Origin of the sequence: Micromonospora sp. WMMD980, from assembly GCF_029626035.1 — a bacterium.
Classification (GTDB): Bacteria; Actinomycetota; Actinomycetes; order Mycobacteriales; family Micromonosporaceae; genus Micromonospora.
Genome location: NZ_JARUBE010000003.1, coordinates 4,150,545 through 4,168,383, shown reverse-complemented (window position 1 = coordinate 4,168,383; position 17,839 = coordinate 4,150,545). Strand labels below are relative to the sequence as shown.

Genomic DNA, 17,839 nt, shown 5'->3' with positions numbered 1-17,839 from the left:
ACAACGCACGACTCTGGCGGCGGCTCCCGGCGCTGACTAGGCTTGCGCCGTTCGTCGTCCGCCGTCCGGTCCTCGTCGCCGAGGGCGCACGTCTGGAAGAGAGCCGGAGCGCATCGTTGTCCCCCAGCACGACGTGAGCCTCGCCGTCGCGGCGCCGGCCCGTCAACCGCTCGCCGGCCGTGTCGGACTCGTCGCGGCCGCCGTCGTCGTACTCGGGGAGATGATCTGGCTCGTCGCCGCGCTGCCCGGCGCGGCCCTGGTCAGCGACCTCGGTGCGATGGCGGTGTCGAGCTGGTCGGCGGTGCTCTGCGTCGGCGCGGCCCGCCGGCACCCGGTCGCGCTGCGGCGGTTCTGGGGGCTCCTCGCGGCCACCATGCTGCTCGCCGCGCTGGGCCGGGCGGTGTGGACCGTGGAACGGCTCGGCGGGATCGACCTGCCGCACACGCCGCTGGTCGGCGGCCTCTTCACCGCCGGCATCGTCACCGGCACCGCCGCGCTGCTGTGCTCCCGGGCCGGCCCGCGCAGCCTGGTCGGGCAGGCCCGCACGCTGCTCGACGGCGTGATCGTCGCGTTGGCCCTCATCCCGGTCGGCTGGGTGGTGGTGTTCCGCGACCTGGCCGACGCCGACCTGTCCGACCCGCTGCGCACGTTCGGGCTGCTCTACCCGATGTTCGACCTGATGCAGCTCACCATCCTGGTGGCGGTCGCCGGGCCGGGCCGGCACATGTGGCGGGCGCTCACCGTGATCGGCGCCGGGCTGGCGATCCGGGCCGGCGCCGACGCGGTCTACGTCTCCCTCGTCGCGCACGGCAGCTACGCCCCGGGGCACCCGGTCGACGTCTGCTGGCCGCTGAGCTACCTGCTGGTCGGCCTCGCCACCCGCTACCCGCCGCCGGGCGGCGGGGACGCCGACGACGACGCCGGTGAGTCGCCGCTGCCGCCGTGGTGGCGGGTCGCGCTGCCGTACCTGCCGGTGGGCGGCGCGATCGTCGCGGTGATGCTGTCCCGGCGGCCCACCGGGCAGACCCCGCACCTGGTCTTCGTCGGCATGATGGCGCTGCTCGGGGTGCTCGCGCTGCGGCAGGGTCTGGCCGCCAACGAGAACCTGCGGCTGGTCGCCCGGCTGCGCCGACTCGCCTACTCCGACCAGCTCACCGGCCTGCCCAACCGGCTGACCTTCATCCGGCGGCTGCGCCGGGCCCTGCGCGAGGGCGGGCCGGTCGCCGTGGTGCTGCTCGACCTCGACGGCTTCAAACAGGTCAACGACCGGTTCGGGCACGCCGCCGGGGACCGCCTGCTCACCACCACCGCGGAGCGCATGCGGGACGCGATCGGCCCGGACGGGATGATCGCCCGGCTCGGCGGCGACGAGTTCGCCGTGCTGGTCGCCGGGGACCGCCCGGTGTCGCCCGAGCGGCTCGCGGTCCGGCTGCTCGCCGCGCTCGAACCGCTGCCCGGCGAGGAGGACCTCGGCGTCCACCCGTCGGCCAGCATCGGCGTCGCCGAGTACGGCCCGCAGCACAGCTCGCACACCGACCTGCTCCGCGACGCCGACATCGCGATGTACGCGGCGAAGGCGTCCGGCAAGTCCGCCTGGCGGACGTGCACGCCGGAGCTGCGCGAGTCGGCGGTCAGCCGGGCCGAGCTGATCGCCGACCTGCGCCGCGCGGTCGACGAGGGCCAGTTGCTGATGGAGTTCCAGCCCATCGTCGACCTGGCCACCGGCACGGTCCGCAGCGCCGAGGCGCTGGTCCGCTGGCGGCATCCCCGTCTCGGCGTGCTCACCCCGGCGCGGTTCCTGCCGCTGGCCGAGGAGACCGGGCTGATCCTGGCCATCGACCGGTGGGTGATCCACGAGGCGTGCCGGGCGGCGGCGACCTGGCGTGAGCACGCGCCCGAGGTGACCGTCGCGGTCAACATCGCCGCCGCCCACCTGTGCCGGCCCGACCTGATCGCCACCGTCACCGGCGCGATGGGCGCGGCGGGCCTGCCGCCCCGCGCGCTCACGCTGGAACTCACCGAGTCGGCGTTGATCGAGGGCAGCGAGGCGGTGCTCGACCGGCTGGCGCAACTGCGTGACCTCGGCATCCGCATCGCCATCGACGACTTCGGCACCGGCTACTCGTCGCTGAGCTACCTGCATCGGATCCCGGCCACCGAGCTGAAGATCGACAGGTCCTTCGTGTCCCGGTTGGATGCCGGAGACGCCCGCGCGTACGCCACCGTGGAGATGGTCAACCGGCTGGCCGGCGCGTTCGACCTGGCGGTGGTGGCGGAGGGGGTGGAGACCGGCGCGCAGCACGCCGCGGTCACCGCGATCGGCTGCCGGCAGGGTCAGGGCTGGCGGTACGGCCGCCCGACCGCCCTGCCCGACCTGCTGCCCGCGCTGGCCGCCGCGGACGCCACCCGCTGACCGGCCCGGGCCCACACGGGTCGAAGGTCCCGGCCGGGACGGGGGGTTCGACCCTGCTCCGGGCACCCCGGCCGCCGCCACGATGGTTCTCGTCAATCCCCTCCAGCCGGGAGCCAGAGATGAAGCGACGCACACTCGACCTGTTGTTCAGCATCTGCGGACTGGGTCTCGCGGTCCTGCTGCTCGTCGTCGGCGTCGTCCTGACGACGAACGCCAACTTCGCCAACAACTACGTGCACGACCAGCTCGCCGCCCAGCACATCAGCTTCAAGCCGGCCGGACAGCTCACCGACGAGGAGCAGAAGTCGGCCTGCCTGCGCGAGTACGCCGGACAGCAGCTCACCACCGGCAAGCAGGCCGAGTGCTACGCCAACGAGTTCATCGGCCTGCACCTGACGTCGATCGCCGGCGGCAAGACGTACGCCGACCTCGGCGAGCCGCAGACCGCGCTGGGCGAGCAGGTGGCCCAGGCCGAGCAGGCGAAGGCCGCCAACCTGGCCGACCTGCAGAAGCAGCTCGCCGACGTCAGCGCCCAGCGGGACACCGTGTTCAAGGGCGAGACGCTGCGCGGCCTGCTGCTCACCTCGTACGGCTTCAGCGAGTTCGGCCGCAAGGCCGAGCAGGGCGCGTTGGCCATGTACCTCGGCGCGGCGCTGCTCCTGCTGCTCTCGGCCGCCGGCCTGGTGCACGCCGTGCGTACCCCGGCGAACGCCGCCTTCGCCGCTCCGGCGCAGGAGAGAATCACCACCTGACTTGACCCTCACGCCGCGGGAGGCGGGAGCCTCGGTCGTGGAAGGGAGGGAACCATGGCATACACGGTGGGACAGGTGGCGCGTGCGGCCCGGGTGACGGTCCGCACGCTCCACCATTACGACGAGGTCGGGCTGTTGCGGCCCAGCGGACGCACGCCGGCGGGCTACCGCCGCTACGACGACGCGGACCTGGACCGCCTGCAGCTCATCCGTTACTACCGCGAGCTGGGGTTCCCGCTGGACGAGATCGCCGAGATCCTGGACGACCCGGCCGCCGACCCGGTGGCGCACCTGAACCGGCAGCACGAGCTGCTGTCCGGGCGGATCGGCAAGCTCCAGGAGATGGTGGCGGCGATCGAACGCGCGATGGAGGCGAGGAAGTTGGGGATCCACCTGACGCCGGAGGAGCGGTTCGAGGTGTTCGGGGACGTCGACCCGGACGAGCACGCCGAGGAGGTCGAGCGGCGCTGGGGCGACACCGAGGCGTACCGGCAGTCGCAGGAGCGGGCCGGTCGCTACTCGAAGGAGGACTGGCTGCGCAACAAGGAGGTGAACGAGGACTGGGGCCGGCGGTTCGCCGCGCTGATGGACTCGGGCGCGCCGGCCGACGGGCCGGAGGCGATGGCGCTGGCCGAGGAGCACCGCCGGCTCATCACCGAGTGGTGGTACGACTGCCCGCTGGAGATGCACACCGGGCTGGCCGACATGTACGTGGCGGACCCCCGGTTCACCGCGTACTTCGAGGCGATCCGGCCGGGGATGGCCGCCTATCTGAACGAGGCGATCCACGCCAACGCGATCAGCCGGTCCTGACCCGGCATCGCCGGCACTCCTGGCACGATGGCCGGATGTTCATCGTCGCCGGCACCCTCTACGTCGATCCGGCCCGGCGGGACGCCTATCTGGCGTCCTGCGCCGACGCCGTCCGCGCCGCCCGCGCCGCGCCCGGCTGCGTCGACTTCGCGGTCAGCGCCGACCTGGTCGAGCCGGGCCGGATCAACGTGTACGAGCGGTGGGAGTCCGACGAGCAGTTGCTCGCGTTCCGGAGTTCCGGACCGGACGCCGAGCAGATCACGGCGATCCTCGGCGCCGAGGTGCACAAGTTCCGCATCGCCGGCGTCGAGGCCCCCTGACCGCCACCGCCGCCGCCCGACCTCGGCGGCGGCGCTCCGCGGACCGGTCCCGCCGGTTCGTCCGCGTCTCCGCGTCTCCGCCAGAGTGCGCTTCGGACTGCCTTTGGAGCTGAGTCGTTGGTGATGTCACCGGCCGGCGGGGCCCGCGCCCGGCCGTGCCCGCTGTCCCCGACAGCGCCGCCGGTCGGCATGACCGACCGAGTCGTCGGTGCTATCAGCTCCAAAGGCGGTCGCGGACGGACATCCGCCCAGGCGGGCCGGCGCGGCGGCCGGCTAGATGAAGACGTCGAGCAGGAGGACGCCGAGGAAGCCGACCACGGAAATGATGGTCTCCATCACCGACCAGCTCTTGATGGTCTGCCCCACGGTCAGCCCGAAGTATTCCTTGACCAGCCAGAAACCGGCGTCGTTGACGTGCGAGAAGAACAGCGAGCCGCAGCCGACCGCCAGCGCCAGCAGCGCCACCTCGGGGCCCTGGAGCGTGCCGGCCAGCGGCGCGACGATGCCGGCGGCGGTGATGGTGGCGACCGTCGCCGAGCCGGTGGCGACCCGGATGCCGACCGCGACCAGCCAGCCCAGCAGCAGCGGTGACAGGTTGGCGCCCTCGGCCGCGTTCGCGACCAGGTTGCCCACGCCGGCGTCGACCAGGACCTGCTTGAAACCACCGCCGGCGGCGACGATCAGCAGGATGCCGGCGATCGCCGGCAGCGAGCCGCCCAGGAAGCCGGAGACCTGGCTGCGGCTGAAGCCGTTGCGGTAGCCCAGGAAGATCATGGCGAAGATGACGCCGGCGAGCAGGGCCACGATCGGGGTGCCGGCGATGTCCAGCGCCCTGCGGCCGGCGGTGCCCTCGTCGAGGGTCAGCTCGCCGACGGCCCGCAGCAGCATCAGCACCACCGGCAGCAGCACGGTGACCACGGCGGCCCAGAGGGCGGGCGCGCGGCGGGAGCGCGGCCCGGCCGGCTCGTCGATCGACGCGCCCGGACGCCCCGCGCCGGGGTTGAGAAGGTCGTCCTCGGTGACCAGGTCGCCGTCGGCGTCGACCCGGCCGTCACCCGGGCGGGTCGGGCTGCGGTCACCGGCGACCGCCAGGTCGCGGCGGGTGGGCAGCAGCGCCTCGGGCGCGGTGGCCGGCACGTAGCGGGCGATGAAGTTGCCGAAGACCGGGCCGGCGATGATCACCGTGGGGATCGCCACCAGCAGGCCCAGCGCGAGCGTCTGGCCGAGGTTGGCGCCGAGCGCGTCGATCGCCACCAGCGGGCCCGGGTGCGGCGGCACCAGGCCGTGCAGCACCGACAGGCCGGCCAGCGCCGGGATGCCGATCTTCATGAGCGGCACGTCCACCCGGCGGGAGACCAGCAGCACGATCGGCACCAGCAGCACCACGCCGACCTCGAAGAAGAGCGGCAGGCCGATGAGCGCGGCCACCCCGGCCATCGCCCAGGGCAGCGCGCCGCCGGAGACCCGGCCGACGACCCGTTCGACGATGCTGTCCGCCCCGCCCGACTCGGCGAGCATGCCGCCGATCATCGCGCCGAGCGCGATCAGCAGGCCGACGCCGCCGACCGTGGAGCCGACCCCGCCGCTGAACGAGGTGACGACCTTGTCGGCGGAGACGCCGGCGACCACGCCCAGCACCGCGGCGCCGAGGATCAGCGCCAGGAACGGGTGCACCTTGCCCCAGGCGATGAGCAGCACCACCGCGGCGATGCCCAGCAGGGCCGCGATGACGAGTTGCGTGTCGCCGGCGTTCGTGAGTGGTTCCGCCGGCGCGGCGAGCAGTGTTACCACGGCAATCACGACCTCTGGTTGGTCATCGGGGAGGGGCGGTCGGTGGTGGCTCCGGCGGCAGGCTCGGGGCCAGCCGTCGCAGCGACGCGAACGTGGGCACGAGCGCGTCGTACAACTCGGAGAAGAGGGGGAGCAGCGCCGCGTACGTCGCGGCGGCGGCGGGATCGGGGTGGACCGTCTCGTCGATCCGGACCAGGTCGGCGGCGACCTCGACCGAGGAGATCAGGCCGAGCGCCTGCATGCCGAGCAGGGCGGCCCCGAAACCCGACCCCTCGTGCCCGGCCGGGAAGCGCACCGGCGTGCCCAGCGCGTCGGCGAGGATCTGCCGCCACAGCGGGCTGCGGGCGAAGCCGCCGCTGGCGCGCACCTCGCGGACCTCGTTGCCGGCCGCGCGCACCGACGCCAGGACCAGCGCGAGCTGCTGGCAGACCCCCTCCAGCGCGGCCCGCACCAGGTGCGGGCGGCCGTGGCCGTGGGTCAACCCGATGTACGCGCCGCGCGGCAGCGCGCTCCAGTGCGGCGCCCGCTCGCTGAGCAGGTACGGCAGCATGATCAGCCCACCGGAGCCGACCGGCGCCTGCACGGCCAGGCCGAGCAGTTCCTCCTCGGCGTCCTCGCCCAGCTCCGGGGCGAGCGCGTCGTGCGCCCACTGGAGCACGATCCCGCCGTTGTTGATCGCGCCGCCGACCACCCACCGGTCCTCGGTCAGCGCATAGCAGAAGACGCCTCCGAGTGGGTCCACGCCCGGGCGCTCCACCATTACCCGCATCGCGCCGCTGGTGCCGATCGAACAGGCGACCACGCCGGGGCGTACCGCGCCGAGGCCGAGGTTGGCCAGCGGGCCGTCGCCGGCACCCACCACCAGCGGGGTGTCCGCCGGCAGGCCGGTGGCCCGGGCCGCGTCGGCGGTCAACCCGGGCAGCACGTGGGTGGTGGGGACGAGCTGGGGGAGCTGCTCCTCGGTGATGCCGGCGATGCGCAGCGCCTCGGTGTCCCAGGCCAGCCGGTGGATGTCCATCAGGCCGGTGGCCGAGGCGACCGAGTGGTCGGTGACCAGCGCCTCGGCCAGTCGCCGCAGGACGAGGTCCTTGATCCCGACCCAGTGCGAGACCCGCTCGTGCAGCTTGGGTTCCTGCTCGGCGAACCACACCAGCTTGGGCAGCGGCGCCATCGGGTGCACCGGGGTGCCGGTGCGCCGGTGCAGCGCCAGCCCGGACGGCGCCGCCCGCAGGCGCTCGGCCTGCGCGCTGGCCCGGGAGTCGGCCCAGGTGATCGACGGGGTGAGCGGGTTGCCCTCGGCGTCCAGCCCGATCAGGCTGTGCATGGCGGTGCTGAAGGACAGGCCGGCGACCGGCGCGCCCAGCTCGTCGACGACCGCGCGGATCACCCCGAGCACGGCCTGGTAGATGACGTCCGGGTCCTGCTCGGCCCAGCCCGGGTGCGGCTCCTGGAGCGGATAGCCGATCGAGTGACTGGCCAGTTGCCGGCCGTCGGTGTCGAACGCGACCGCCTTGCTGCTGGTGGTGCCGATGTCCACGCCCAGCACGACGGTCGGGTCGCCCACCGGTGCACCTCCGCTCCCAGCGGGGGCCGCGTACGCCCGGCCCTGCGGCTGACGTTACCGACGAGTCCAGCGGCCCGCATGGCGAAGCGGAGCGACCGGACGAGGCCCGGCACGAAACATGGATCGACGCGGCGTTTTCCGCCGATCGCGTCCGTCAATCAACCAATCGGTCTAATTAGTGACTTTCGCGTGTCTTCGCACCCCTGCCCGGCCGTTGATACCGGTGACACCCCGGTTGGTGGGCTCGCGCGGCGGAGGAGTCGGCGTGGCGATGACTGATTCGACGGGTTCCACATGGCGTTACCGGTGGGCGCACCGGCAGAACGAGCGGCGGCAGCGCGCGTTCCGCGCGGCCGACGAGGCGTGGCGCCGCCGCGACGACGAGCTGCGCCGCCTGCGTACCCTCGCGGTGTCCTTCCACGGGTCGGAGCGGGCCGGCGTGGGCCTGCCGATGGAGCTGACCCCCGGCGAGGTGGTCTTCTGGACGCTGCCGGCCGCGCAACTGGTCGAGGTGCGGCACACCGCCGTGCTGCCGGCCCCCGACCTGACCGTCGACCCGGACCCGCCGGTGCTGCGCCCACGCCGCCCGGAGGGGATCCGGGTCGTCGACGCCGGGCTGGCCGTGCTCACCAACCGCCGCCTCGTCCTGCTCGGCGGCCGCGGCCGGCGCGACTGGACGTACGGCCGGATGACCGGACTGTCCCACGACCCGGCGGCGCCGGTCACCCTGATCCAGGTGCTGGACCGGCGGCGCACCTCGGGCCTGCTGCTGCCCACCGGCGCGGCGGCCGACTTCCGGTTCACGCTCACGCTGGCGTTCGCCGACGCGATCGAGCAGCGTGCCGCGGTCGTCGCCGAACTGGACGAGCTGCTCGCCGAACACGCCGAGCTGCGCCCGCGACGCCCGGCGGTGCTCACCCCGGCCCAGGCCCGGTTCTCCGCACGGTTGCCGGGCGGCCGGCGCACCGTGGCGGTCGGCGCGGCGCTCGCGCTGGCGGTGCCGGCGATGCTCGTCGAGTCCAACCCGCCCACCCGGGCCGGGTCGGAACGCGCCGCCGCCGCCACCCCGGCCGCCACCGCCTCGCCCGCGCCGCCGGCGGTCGCCCCCGCCGTGCAGGTCCGGCCCAGCACCGGCCCGGAGCCGCGCCGCAGCCCGTCCGCGCCGCGCGGCGCCGACCCGCAGCCGACCGTCGAGCGCCGCTGCGGCGCGCCGCCGAACCCCTTCGGGTACGACTTCTGCGGCGGCCAGCGGGTCCGCAGGCCCGCCGCCGAGGTGTGCGACTGGTTCGAGTGCGCGTCCGGGTTCTGGTCCGGCCGGGGCTGGCTGGTGCAGTGCCGCGACGGCGCGATCAGCCGCACCGGCGGGCAGCGCGACGTGTGCGCCGGCCACCGCGGCCCGCGCCGCACCGTCTGGATGTAAGGAGGGGCCCCCTGTTAACGCTTCCGGTATAGGCGGGGCCCCCGCTTAACACCCTGGGCGCGCAGCGGCAGCAGGCCGGACAGGACCAGCGCGGCGCCGACCGGCAGCAGGTCCAGGTTCACCGCGATCGCCACGAACCCGAGCAGCACCAGCACCGGCGCCCACACCGGCAGCAGCCGCGTCGCCGCCGCCCGGTAGAGCAGCACCAGCAGGCCCAGCTCGAACAGCGCCGGGCCACCGAACAGCACCACGCCCGGGGTGTCCACCGCGTCGGCGAGGCGCGGGAACAGGTCACCGAGGATCACCCAGACGAACGCGGCGGCGCCGACCAGGCCGGCCAGCGCGGCCACGTCGTCGAGCGTCCGCAGCCGGCCCGACCGGGTACGCAGCACACCGTGCAGCCCGACGATGAGCGCGGCGAACCCGAGCACGCCGACCAGGAACAGGGTGTGCCCGGTGTTTCACGCCCAGGCGCCCTTGTCGCTGTGCCCGTCCAGGCGGTCGAGCAGGCGCAGCAGCCCGTAGCCGAGCAGCAGCGACGCCGATGTCACACCTACCGGCCGCAACCAGCGGATCGCCGCATGCGTCGGGGAATCGAGAAGGCTCATTGCCTCAGCCTGTCCGCCGCCGGCCGCCGGGACATCAGGGGTCGGCCCCGCGCCGCTCCCGGATGAATCCGCTCGCCTCCCGTAGGGGTGCTCGGTTAGCGTCCGGCCGTGTCCCGCACCGTGACAGTGGTCCTGGTCGACGCCGCCGGACGGCCGCTCGGCGCGCTGCCCCCGTTCGAGGTGCCGGACCCGTGGTGGCAGCAGGTGGCCTCGGTCGTCGACGGCGCCCGCCGGCGGCACGGCGTCGACGTGGCCGTGCTGCGGTTGCTCGGCGCCGACCGTCCGCACCCACCCGGCGGCCACGTCCGCTACCTCGCCCAGCTCCTCGGCCCGCCCGCCGGTCACGGTGCGCCGGAACGCGATCTCGGCCGGCAGGGTGCGCGGGAACGCGATCCCGCCGGGCACGGCGCGCGGGAACGCGAGCCCGCCGGCGTACCCCTGGAACCGGCGGCCGTGGACCTCGCGCCGCATCCGCTGCGCCAGCCGTGGGCGGAGGCCGGCGGCCCGGCCCGCAGCGTCGCCTGGGCCACCGACGAGCTGCGCCGCCTCGGCCGCCCGGTGACCGCCGTGGCGCAGCAGCGCACCTGGAACCTCTCCGCGATCTGGCGCCTGGACACCCCGCACGGCCCGGCCTGGCTGAAGCAGCTCCCCACGTTCGCCCACCACGAGCCCACCGTCCTGACCTGGCTCGTCGGCGGGCCGGTGGTGCTGGCGGTGGGTGGGGAGGGGCGGGTGCTGGTGGAGGACGTGCGGGGGGAGGACCGGTACGGGGCGGGGGAGGTCGAGCGGGCCGGGATCGCGGTGGCGCACCACGCGGTGCAGATGAGGGCCGTGGGGGCGGTGGACCGGCTGGTCGGGAACGGCGTACCCGATCTTCGGGGAGCGCGGCTGGCGGAATGGGTCCGGGCTCGGCTGGCCGGGCACGACGTGTCCGTGGCCGCCGGGCTGCTCGACGGGCTCGACGAGCGGCTGCGGCGGGTCCGCGACTGCGGGCTGCCGGACACGCTCGTGCACGGCGACCTGCACCCGGGCAACGTGCGCGGCGACGGCACCCGCCCGGTCGTCATCGACTGGGCGGACGCGTTCGTCGGCCACCCCGGGTTCGACATCCTGCGCCTCACCGAGGACCTCGCCCCGTCCGCCGCCGCCCGGCTGGTCGAGGCGTGGGCCGACCGGTGGCGGGCCGCCGCGCCGGGCGGCGACCCGCGCCGGGCGCTCGACCTGCTCCGGCCGGTCGCGCCGCTGCGGCTGGCCGCCGTGTACGCGATGTTCCTCGCCGGCATCGAGCCGAGCGAACATCCCTACCACGTACACGACGTGCCGGCCGCGTTGGCGCAGGCCGCAGCCGAGGCGCGACGCTAGACCCGGCGTACCGGGATCCACAACTCCGCGTCGGCGGTGTCGCCGCCCTCGGCGATCCGCACCTGGGAGATCTCCGGCCCGGGCCGCGTCTCGTAGGGGTTCGACGGGAACCACTGCGTGAACACGTCCCGCCACAGATGCTGCAACGCCTGCGGGAACGCCCCGGAGCTGCGGAACACCGCCCAGTCGCCGGCCGCCACCGGCAGGCTGTCCAGCCCCTCCGGCACCTCCGCGCCGGTCACCACACCGTGCCAGTAGTCCAGCTCGGTGCCTTCCGCGCGGTCACCGGCCAGGTCGTCGCTGACGTTGACGACGCCGCGCGGCTCCTGGTCGGAGAGCGCCTCGATCCGGCGTACGGTCTCCGGGTCCACGCTCTTGAGGAACGCCACGATGTGCGGTTCATCCCCTCGTGGACCAGCAGCACCCGCGCCTTCAACCCGACGAGCCGGAACGCCTCCTTGGTCACGATTCGATAGTCCATGCTTGTGCTCCCTTCGACGACGAGCCGGAAGGACATCCGGGGCTGGGACCGCAGCACCGATCCGACGCGCCTCGCCTCGGCCGGGCCGACGCCGTGCACGGCCCGGAACGCGCGGGCGAACGCCTCGTTCGAGCCGTACCCCCAGCGGACCGCCACGTCGAGCAGCGACTCCCGGCCGGCGAGCACGTCGGCGGCGGCCACTGTGAGCCGGCGGCGGCGTACGTACTCCGACAGCGGCACCCCGGCCAGCGCCGAGAACAGCCGCCGGAAGTGGTGCTCCGACACGCAGGCGACCCGGGCCAGCGCGGCCACGTCGAGCGGCTGGTCGAGCCGTTGTTCGAGGTGGTCCATGGCGTGGTTGAGCCGATCCAGCACCCGATGCTCCCTCCTGGTTACGCCTACGACGCTAGGGTGCCGCCCACCCGCCGATTCGACCTCACCGGACCCGTTCCGGTCGCCCGGCCGGGGCGACTGGCGGGGGTGTCGCATCATGGCGTCGTGATCAACTGGAAGCGGCGCCACAAGAAAAAGAAGAAGGACCGGGACTGGTGTGACTGCGACTGCGACCTGGTCGACTGCGACGGCCCCGGTTGTTGCGACCTCGGACTCTTCTCGACACTGCTCACCCTCGGCTCGGTGACCGCCGGCATCGCGCGCGCCCCGGTCGTGGACCGGGCCGGGCGGGCGGCGATCCTCGGCTACCGGCGTCGGCTGTCGCACCGCTGGCCGGGGACCTGCCGCTTCACGCCGACGTGCAGCGCGTACGGACTGGCGGCGGTGGAACGGCACGGCCTGGCGGTGGGCGGGCGGCTGGCCGCCGATCGGGTACGCCGTTGCCGCCCGGGCGTCCCGCGCGGCACCCACGACCCGCTGCTCTGACCATATCGGGCCGCGCTGGCCGGTCGGCTGGACCGGTTGGACCGGGCTGACCGCGCGGGACCGGGCTGACCGCGCCAGACCGGGCTGGACTGGAAGTCAGGGGAGCGGTGTGGGGCCGCCGAAGACGACCGGGACGCCGGGGGAGTGCAGCACGCTGACCGGTGGGCCGTCCGGCGCGGGTAGGCCGGCGGCGGTGACCAGCTCGTCGTCCAGGTGCAGCAGCTCGGCGCGGTGCAGCGGCCACTGCGGATGCCAGTTCGGCAGGTGAAGGGTGCGCCCGTGGGCCCGGGTGTGCAGGCCCCAGCGGGCGGTGAGGAAGTGCTCCAGCGGCGTCGGCTCGGCGATCGGCGCGCCGACGCGGACGGTCATCCGGCTGGACGCGCCGGCCGGGCCGGGCCAGCGGCGTCGGCAGCGGTAGGTGAGCGTTTCGCCGGCGCGGTCCAGCCGCATCGCCGACCACTTGTAGGGCAGGCGGAGGCTCAGCTGGGCGACCAGCACCGGCACCAGCCGGGACGCGTCCAGCGAGCGGAACACCACCGCCCGCCGGCCGGCGCCGTCGACCGAGTAGAGCCGCACGTTGGTCTCCCAGAACGTGCCGAAATAAGGGATGCCCGGCCCCCGGCCGAACCCCAGCCCGACCATCCGGAAACCGATCAGCCCGACGTAGGTGAGCCCGTCGATCGTGTCGGGCCGGGTGCCGGCCGGCAGCAGCGGCGCGACCCGCTCCGGCGGGGCCGCCCAGTGCAGGAACGTCAGGTCGTGCCAGCGCTGCGCCAGCCAGGCCCGACGGATGGCGCGGGTGGGCGCGTGCTCGACCGGCTCGATCTCCACCCGCCCATCCTGCCTCCCGGCGGGCCGGCCGGTCACTCCGGCCGGTGGCAGACCGCCTCGACGTTGTTGCCGTCGGGGTCGCGGACGAACGCGCCGTAGTAGCCGGCGTGGTATTCCGGCCACACCTTCGGCGCGTGCAACACCTCGGCGCCGGCCGCCACCGCCGCCTCGTGGAACGCCCGCACGGCCGCCCGGTCGGGCGCGGTGAACGCGATGTGCAGCGGCGCCGGGGCGGAGTCGGCCGGCGCGGGCTCGACCCAGAAGTCGGGCGCGTCGACGCCGTAGCCGATCGGGCCGGGCTCCATGATCCGCCGCCCGCCCAGCGGGGCGAGCACCGTGTCGTAGAACGCGGCGCTGGCCTTCAGGTCGCGCACCGCTACGGAGAAGTGGTCGAGCACGTCGCCTCCCGCTGATCGCCGATGACCCCGCCAGGCTACGAGCCGGCTACGACACTTCCCGGCGCACCGACCGCACCCCCGCCCGCGACCTCGTCCGGCGGCGCGGACGCACCCCCGGACCCGGTCCCACCCGGACGGCGGCCGGTGCGCCGCCGCCGGGCGGTGTCCGCGCCGATCAGCAGGCCGGGAAGCGCGCCGAGCAGCCAGATCAGGCCCACCGGCCAGTGGATCAGCGCGCCGACCGCGCCCCGCACCCGGGGCACCTCACTGAGCACGTAGGACGCCTGCGGGTCCGACGACCGGCACTCCAGCGTCCACGCGCCGGCCGCCGGCAACCGGACCGATGCGACCCAGGCGAACGCGGTGGCGTCACCGCCGAAGTTGCCGGGCGGCACGGAGACCGGCTCGGCCACCCGGACCGTCGAGGCGGCGTCGGTGAGCCGGCAGTCCGCGCCCGCCGGGGCGTCACCCACCCCGAAGATCGCGTACGCGCCGGGCGCCGGCACCGTGACCCGCCCGGCCGACGTGGCGTAGGGGCCCGTTCCGCCGTACTCGCTCGGGACCAGCCCGCTCGTGCTGCCCTCGGCGCCGAGCCGGACCGCGGACTGCGCCAGCAACGCCCCGAACACGACGGCGAGGCAGCCGACCAGGTAGCCGCGCCGCGACGCCGGGCGGCCCCGGTGGGCACGACGGCCGCCGACGGCGTACCCGATCAGGGCCCCGACCACCGCGAGCGCCAGGCCGCCGAGCAGCGCCCGCCCCCAGCGGGCCTCGCCGGTCAGCGGCGCCACCCAGCGGAAGAAGGCCAGCGACGCGCCCAGCAGCAGGGCCGTGACCAGTGTGGACGTGGCGACCGCGAGCGCCGGGCCGGCGGGGCCGCGATGCCGCGGCTGACCGGCCGCGACCACGGCGGCGAGCACCGGTGACGCGAGCACCGGCCACCACAGCGCGGCGACGACCGGCGGGTCCTCCTCCCAGCGGTGGGTCCATCCGAAGAAGACCAGCGGGGCCGGTACGGTGGCCAGCAACCAGGCCGTCAGCACCTCCGCGCGCGCCGTCCGAAAAGGATTGGTCACCGACGGTAGGATACCCGGTGACACAGTCGGACACACGGGGGAAGCGATGTTCGAGCGACTGGGCAGGTTCGTCGTCGGCAAGGCCTGGTGGGTGATCGGCGGCTGGCTGCTCGCCGCGATCGCGATCGTGGTCACCAGCCCGTCGCTGAGCGACATCACCTCCGCCGACCAGGAGAGCTTCCTGCCGCGCTCCTACGAGTCGGTGCAGGCCACCGAGCTGGCCAGCAAGGCGTTCCCGCAGGCGGCCACCGCCACCGCCACCGTCGTGGTCAAGCGCGCCGACGGCAAGCCGCTCACCGCTGCCGACGAGGCCCGCGTCGGGCAGCTCGCCCAGGCGCTCAAGGGGCGCAACATCCCGCAGACCACCGGCTACCTCACCGGCCCGCAGGCCGTCGCGCCGGACAGGTCGGTGCAGATCATCACCGTCGGCCTCGACGCCGACAGCCCCGACGCCCCGAAGCTGCTCGACGCCGTACGCGACCTGCGCGCCGCCCTCGGCCCGGAGCTGGCCGGCAGCGGCCTGACCGCCGGGGTGGCCGGTGACGTGGCCAGCTTCGTCGACAACGAGGACACATTCAACTCGGCGTTCGCGATCGTCGGCGTCGCCACCATCATCCTCATCATCGGGCTGATTCTGATCATCTTCCGCAGCCCGATCGCCGCGCTGCTGCCGGTCGTGGTGATCAGCGTGGTCATGTCCGTCACCACCGGGCTGGTCGCCGCCGCCGGCAAGGCGTTCGACCTGAACGTCAGCCAGGACCTCCAGACCATCCTGCTGATCGTGCTGTTCGGCATCGGCACCGACTACATCCTGTTCCTGCTGTTCCGCTACCGGGAACGGCTGCGCGCCGGCGACGACAAGCGCACCGCGATGATCGTCACGGTGCAGCGGGTCGGCGAGGTCATCACGTCCGCCGCCGGCGCGGTCATCGTCGCGTTCCTGGTGCTGCTGCTCGCCTCGCTCGGCTTCTTCGGCTCGCTCGGCCCGGCGCTCGCCATCGCCGTCGGCGTCATGCTGGTCACCTCGCTGACCCTGATCCCGGCCATCGTGTCGCTGCTCGGCCGCTGGGTGTTCTGGCCGTCGAAGGCGTGGCAGCGTACGCCGAAGGCGACCCTGTCCCGGCGGCTCGGCGCCGTCGTCGGCCGCCGGCCCGCGGTGGTGGCCGCGGCCTCCGGCGTGCTACTCGTCGCGCTCGCCGCCGGGGTGCTCGGCTACAAGGCCGACTACGACTTCAGCGCCGGCTTCCCGCAGGACACCGAGTCGGCGCGGGCCGCCCAGGACCTCCAGCGCGGCTTCGCCGCCGGCGCGCTCGCGCCCACCGAGGTCTACCTGACCACCGGCAACGGCACCCCGCTCACCGACCAGCAGGTCAACGACTTCGCCGCCGCGTCGGCGAGCGCGCCGGGCGTGGCCCGGGTGCAGCCGGCCGAACGCAGCGCCACCGACCCGAGCGTCGCCCGGATCAGCCTGCTGCTCGACGAGAACCCGGTCTCCAACGAGGCGATCACCCTGGTCCGCGACGACCTGCGGGACGCGCTGCACGACAAGGCCCCATCGGGTACGAAGGCACTGGTCGGCGGCCCGACCGCGATCTTCGCCGACATCAACTCGGCGAACAACCGGGACCTGTCGGTCATCCTGCCGGTCGCCGCCGGCCTGATCGCGCTCATCCTCGCGCTGCTGCTGCGCAGCCTCGTCGCGCCGATCTACCTGGTGATCGCCGTGCTGCTCAACTTCGCGGCCACGCTGGGCGCGACCGTCTACGTGTTCCAGGGGCTCCAGGGCAACCCCGGCGTCACGTTCCAGCTGCCGATCATCCTCTACCTGTTCGTGGTGGCGATCGGCACCGACTACAACATCCTGATGATCGCCCGACTACGCGAGGAGGCCCGGGAGGGCCACGAACCGCACCAGGCCGCGGCGATCGGCGTGGAACACGCCGGGCCGACGGTGGCCGCGGCCGGGCTGATCCTGGCCGGCACGTTCGGGGTGCTGATGCTCGCGCCGATCTCGTTCCTCCAGCAGATGGGGTTCGCGGTGGCGATCGGGATCGTGCTGTCGGCGTTCGTGATGTCGATGTTCTTCGTGCCGGCGCTGACCGGATTGATCGGGCACAAGGCGTGGTGGCCGGGGCACGGGGACGAGCGGCGTGACGGCGGGGGACGGCACGCGGCGGCGGAGCCGGTGGGCGCGGCCGAGGTCTGACCGGCCGCTAGTCGGCGTCCTGCGGTTCGTTCTCCCAGCGACCCAGCGCCGCGCACAGGTCGTCGAGGAACGCGTCGAACTGTGCACGGTCGTATCCGTGTGCGACGAGAGGAAGCTCTTCACGGCCCGCCGAAACGGGCGAGTGACTACGCCACCTGGTCCGACGACTCCCGCATGTCGTCGAGTTCGAGGAGTACCAGGCAGGGGCGGCCGTCCGTCGGGCTCCGGTGGGTCAGCGAAAGATTGAGAGGCTACCCGTCGGCCGGTATCAGCAGAAGCCCCGCGGACGGGTTCATGTTGACCTTGTAGCAGGTGGAGACCAGCACCTGTTGTCGAGGATCAGACAGTCGATCTCCGTCCACAGCCGCAGACGGTCGATCCTGAGGTCGGCCTGCCGAACGGTCAGTCCGGGAGCGCCGATGTGGAACCGGATCGGCCGCATGCTCATGACCGTGGACTAGCGCCGAGCAAAGGCTGGGCGCCCCGAAGACCAGATTCCCGACCACGCGGAAGCTGCTGTCCCGGCGGACGCACAGCAGCACGAACGCACCGAAGGCCACCCTCGTCATGCCGCCGGCGAGTATGAGCCGGCGCCGGCGAAGCTCCATCGTCAAGCCCCGCGCCCCGAGGTTCCGGCCGGGATGGTGGCAGCCGGGCGCAAGCCACGATGGCGGCGGGAAACCGCTTTCGGCCGGCTTTCGTCCGAGCGGGCTCCGAAACATGTCGAAACGGACCTTGATCGTGTCAGCTCGGTCAGTGAATTGCTGACGACCGAGGACTCCCGCTCACGGGACTCCGACCGGTAGGGTCCAAAGACCGTCATGGGGAGGTCGGTTGTGATGTACGTGTTGTCGCGGCACATGTCGCAGGCGAGTCGTAATCCGTGGATGTGCCAGGCCCCGCCGGGCTGACCGCTCGGCTCCTC

Annotated in this window: 15 protein-coding genes and 1 pseudogene; 8 read left to right on the top strand and 8 right to left on the bottom strand. The window is 73.8% G+C overall.

Annotated features, from left to right (window positions below; all coding sequences use genetic code 11):
• The first annotated feature begins 133 nt into the window (after positions 1 to 133).
• The 4 genes from O7618_RS19490 to O7618_RS19475 all read left to right on the top strand — a co-directional run bounded on the left by O7618_RS19490 (position 134) and on the right by O7618_RS19475 (position 4,298).
• A complete protein-coding gene (locus O7618_RS19490) occupies positions 134 to 2,413 on the top strand; it encodes an EAL domain-containing protein (RefSeq protein ID WP_278107543.1) in 2,280 nt (759 codons plus the stop codon).
• A 119-nt stretch (positions 2,414 to 2,532) separates the two neighbouring features.
• Positions 2,533 to 3,165, top strand: a complete 633-nt coding sequence (locus O7618_RS19485; RefSeq protein ID WP_278107542.1) for a hypothetical protein — start codon at positions 2,533 to 2,535, stop codon at positions 3,163 to 3,165.
• A 54-nt stretch (positions 3,166 to 3,219) separates the two neighbouring features.
• Positions 3,220 to 3,978, top strand: a complete 759-nt coding sequence (locus O7618_RS19480) for a MerR family transcriptional regulator (RefSeq protein WP_278107540.1) — start codon at positions 3,220 to 3,222, stop codon at positions 3,976 to 3,978.
• A gap of 35 nt (positions 3,979 to 4,013) precedes the next feature.
• Positions 4,014 to 4,298: an antibiotic biosynthesis monooxygenase family protein gene (locus tag O7618_RS19475; RefSeq protein WP_278107539.1), complete on the top strand. Its 285-nt coding sequence runs from the start codon at positions 4,014 to 4,016 to the stop codon at positions 4,296 to 4,298.
• Between the two features lie 273 nt (positions 4,299 to 4,571).
• Here O7618_RS19475 and O7618_RS19470 read toward each other — a convergent pair whose 3' ends face one another.
• Both O7618_RS19470 and O7618_RS19465 read right to left on the bottom strand, forming a co-directional pair.
• Positions 4,572 to 6,089, bottom strand: a complete 1,518-nt coding sequence (locus O7618_RS19470) for an SLC13 family permease (protein ID WP_278110073.1) — start codon at positions 6,087 to 6,089, stop codon at positions 4,572 to 4,574.
• A 22-nt stretch (positions 6,090 to 6,111) separates the two neighbouring features.
• On the bottom strand, positions 6,112 to 7,653 hold the full coding sequence (locus tag O7618_RS19465) for a gluconokinase (protein ID WP_278107538.1): 1,542 nt from the start codon (positions 7,651 to 7,653) through the stop codon (positions 6,112 to 6,114).
• Between the two features lie 265 nt (positions 7,654 to 7,918).
• Here O7618_RS19465 and O7618_RS19460 point away from each other — a divergent pair, with 265 nt between their 5' ends.
• Entirely contained in the window at positions 7,919 to 9,073 is a 1,155-nt protein-coding gene (locus O7618_RS19460) for a hypothetical protein (RefSeq protein WP_278107537.1), read from the top strand.
• 14 nt (positions 9,074 to 9,087) lie between these two features.
• Here O7618_RS19460 and O7618_RS19455 read toward each other — a convergent pair whose 3' ends face one another.
• Both O7618_RS19455 and O7618_RS19450 read right to left on the bottom strand, forming a co-directional pair.
• Positions 9,088 to 9,504, bottom strand: coding sequence for a hypothetical protein (locus tag O7618_RS19455; protein ID WP_278107536.1), 417 nt, complete (start codon positions 9,502 to 9,504; stop codon positions 9,088 to 9,090).
• Between the two features lie 30 nt (positions 9,505 to 9,534).
• Entirely contained in the window at positions 9,535 to 9,681 is a 147-nt protein-coding gene (locus O7618_RS19450) for a hypothetical protein (RefSeq protein WP_278107535.1), read from the bottom strand.
• Between the two features lie 108 nt (positions 9,682 to 9,789).
• Here O7618_RS19450 and O7618_RS19445 point away from each other — a divergent pair, with 108 nt between their 5' ends.
• Positions 9,790 to 11,043 carry a phosphotransferase gene (locus tag O7618_RS19445; protein ID WP_278107534.1) on the top strand — a complete coding sequence of 418 codons (1,254 nt, stop codon included), beginning with the start codon at positions 9,790 to 9,792 and terminating at the stop codon, positions 11,041 to 11,043.
• On the opposite strand, the pseudogene O7618_RS19440 reads toward O7618_RS19445, so the two are convergent.
• Positions 11,040 to 11,899, bottom strand: a pseudogene (locus O7618_RS19440) (AraC family transcriptional regulator). The gene O7618_RS19445 and the pseudogene O7618_RS19440 sit on opposite strands and share 4 nt — an antisense overlap.
• A 123-nt stretch (positions 11,900 to 12,022) precedes the next feature.
• Here O7618_RS19440 and yidD point away from each other — a divergent pair.
• Positions 12,023 to 12,403, top strand: coding sequence for a membrane protein insertion efficiency factor YidD (gene yidD, locus O7618_RS19435; RefSeq protein ID WP_278107533.1), 381 nt, complete (start codon positions 12,023 to 12,025; stop codon positions 12,401 to 12,403).
• A gap of 96 nt (positions 12,404 to 12,499) precedes the next feature.
• Here the strand turns inward: yidD and O7618_RS19430 are convergent, their stop codons facing one another.
• Genes O7618_RS19430 through O7618_RS19420 form a run of 3 tightly spaced genes read right to left on the bottom strand, consistent with a single transcriptional unit; the run spans position 12,500 to position 14,708 of the window.
• On the bottom strand, positions 12,500 to 13,234 hold the full coding sequence (locus tag O7618_RS19430; protein ID WP_278107532.1) for a DUF2071 domain-containing protein: 735 nt from the start codon (positions 13,232 to 13,234) through the stop codon (positions 12,500 to 12,502).
• Between the two features lie 32 nt (positions 13,235 to 13,266).
• Positions 13,267 to 13,632 (bottom strand): VOC family protein, encoded by a 366-nt coding sequence (locus O7618_RS19425; RefSeq protein WP_278107531.1) that lies wholly within the window; start codon positions 13,630 to 13,632, stop codon positions 13,267 to 13,269.
• 35 nt (positions 13,633 to 13,667) lie between these two features.
• Positions 13,668 to 14,708, bottom strand: a complete 1,041-nt coding sequence (locus O7618_RS19420) for a hypothetical protein (RefSeq protein WP_278107530.1) — start codon at positions 14,706 to 14,708, stop codon at positions 13,668 to 13,670.
• A gap of 46 nt (positions 14,709 to 14,754) precedes the next feature.
• Here O7618_RS19420 and O7618_RS19415 point away from each other — a divergent pair, with 46 nt between their 5' ends.
• The gene (locus O7618_RS19415; protein WP_278107529.1) at positions 14,755 to 16,914 is read left to right on the top strand and encodes an MMPL family transporter; all 2,160 of its coding nucleotides are present in this window, start codon (positions 14,755 to 14,757) and stop codon (positions 16,912 to 16,914) included.
• Positions 16,915 to 17,839 lie beyond the last annotated feature (925 nt).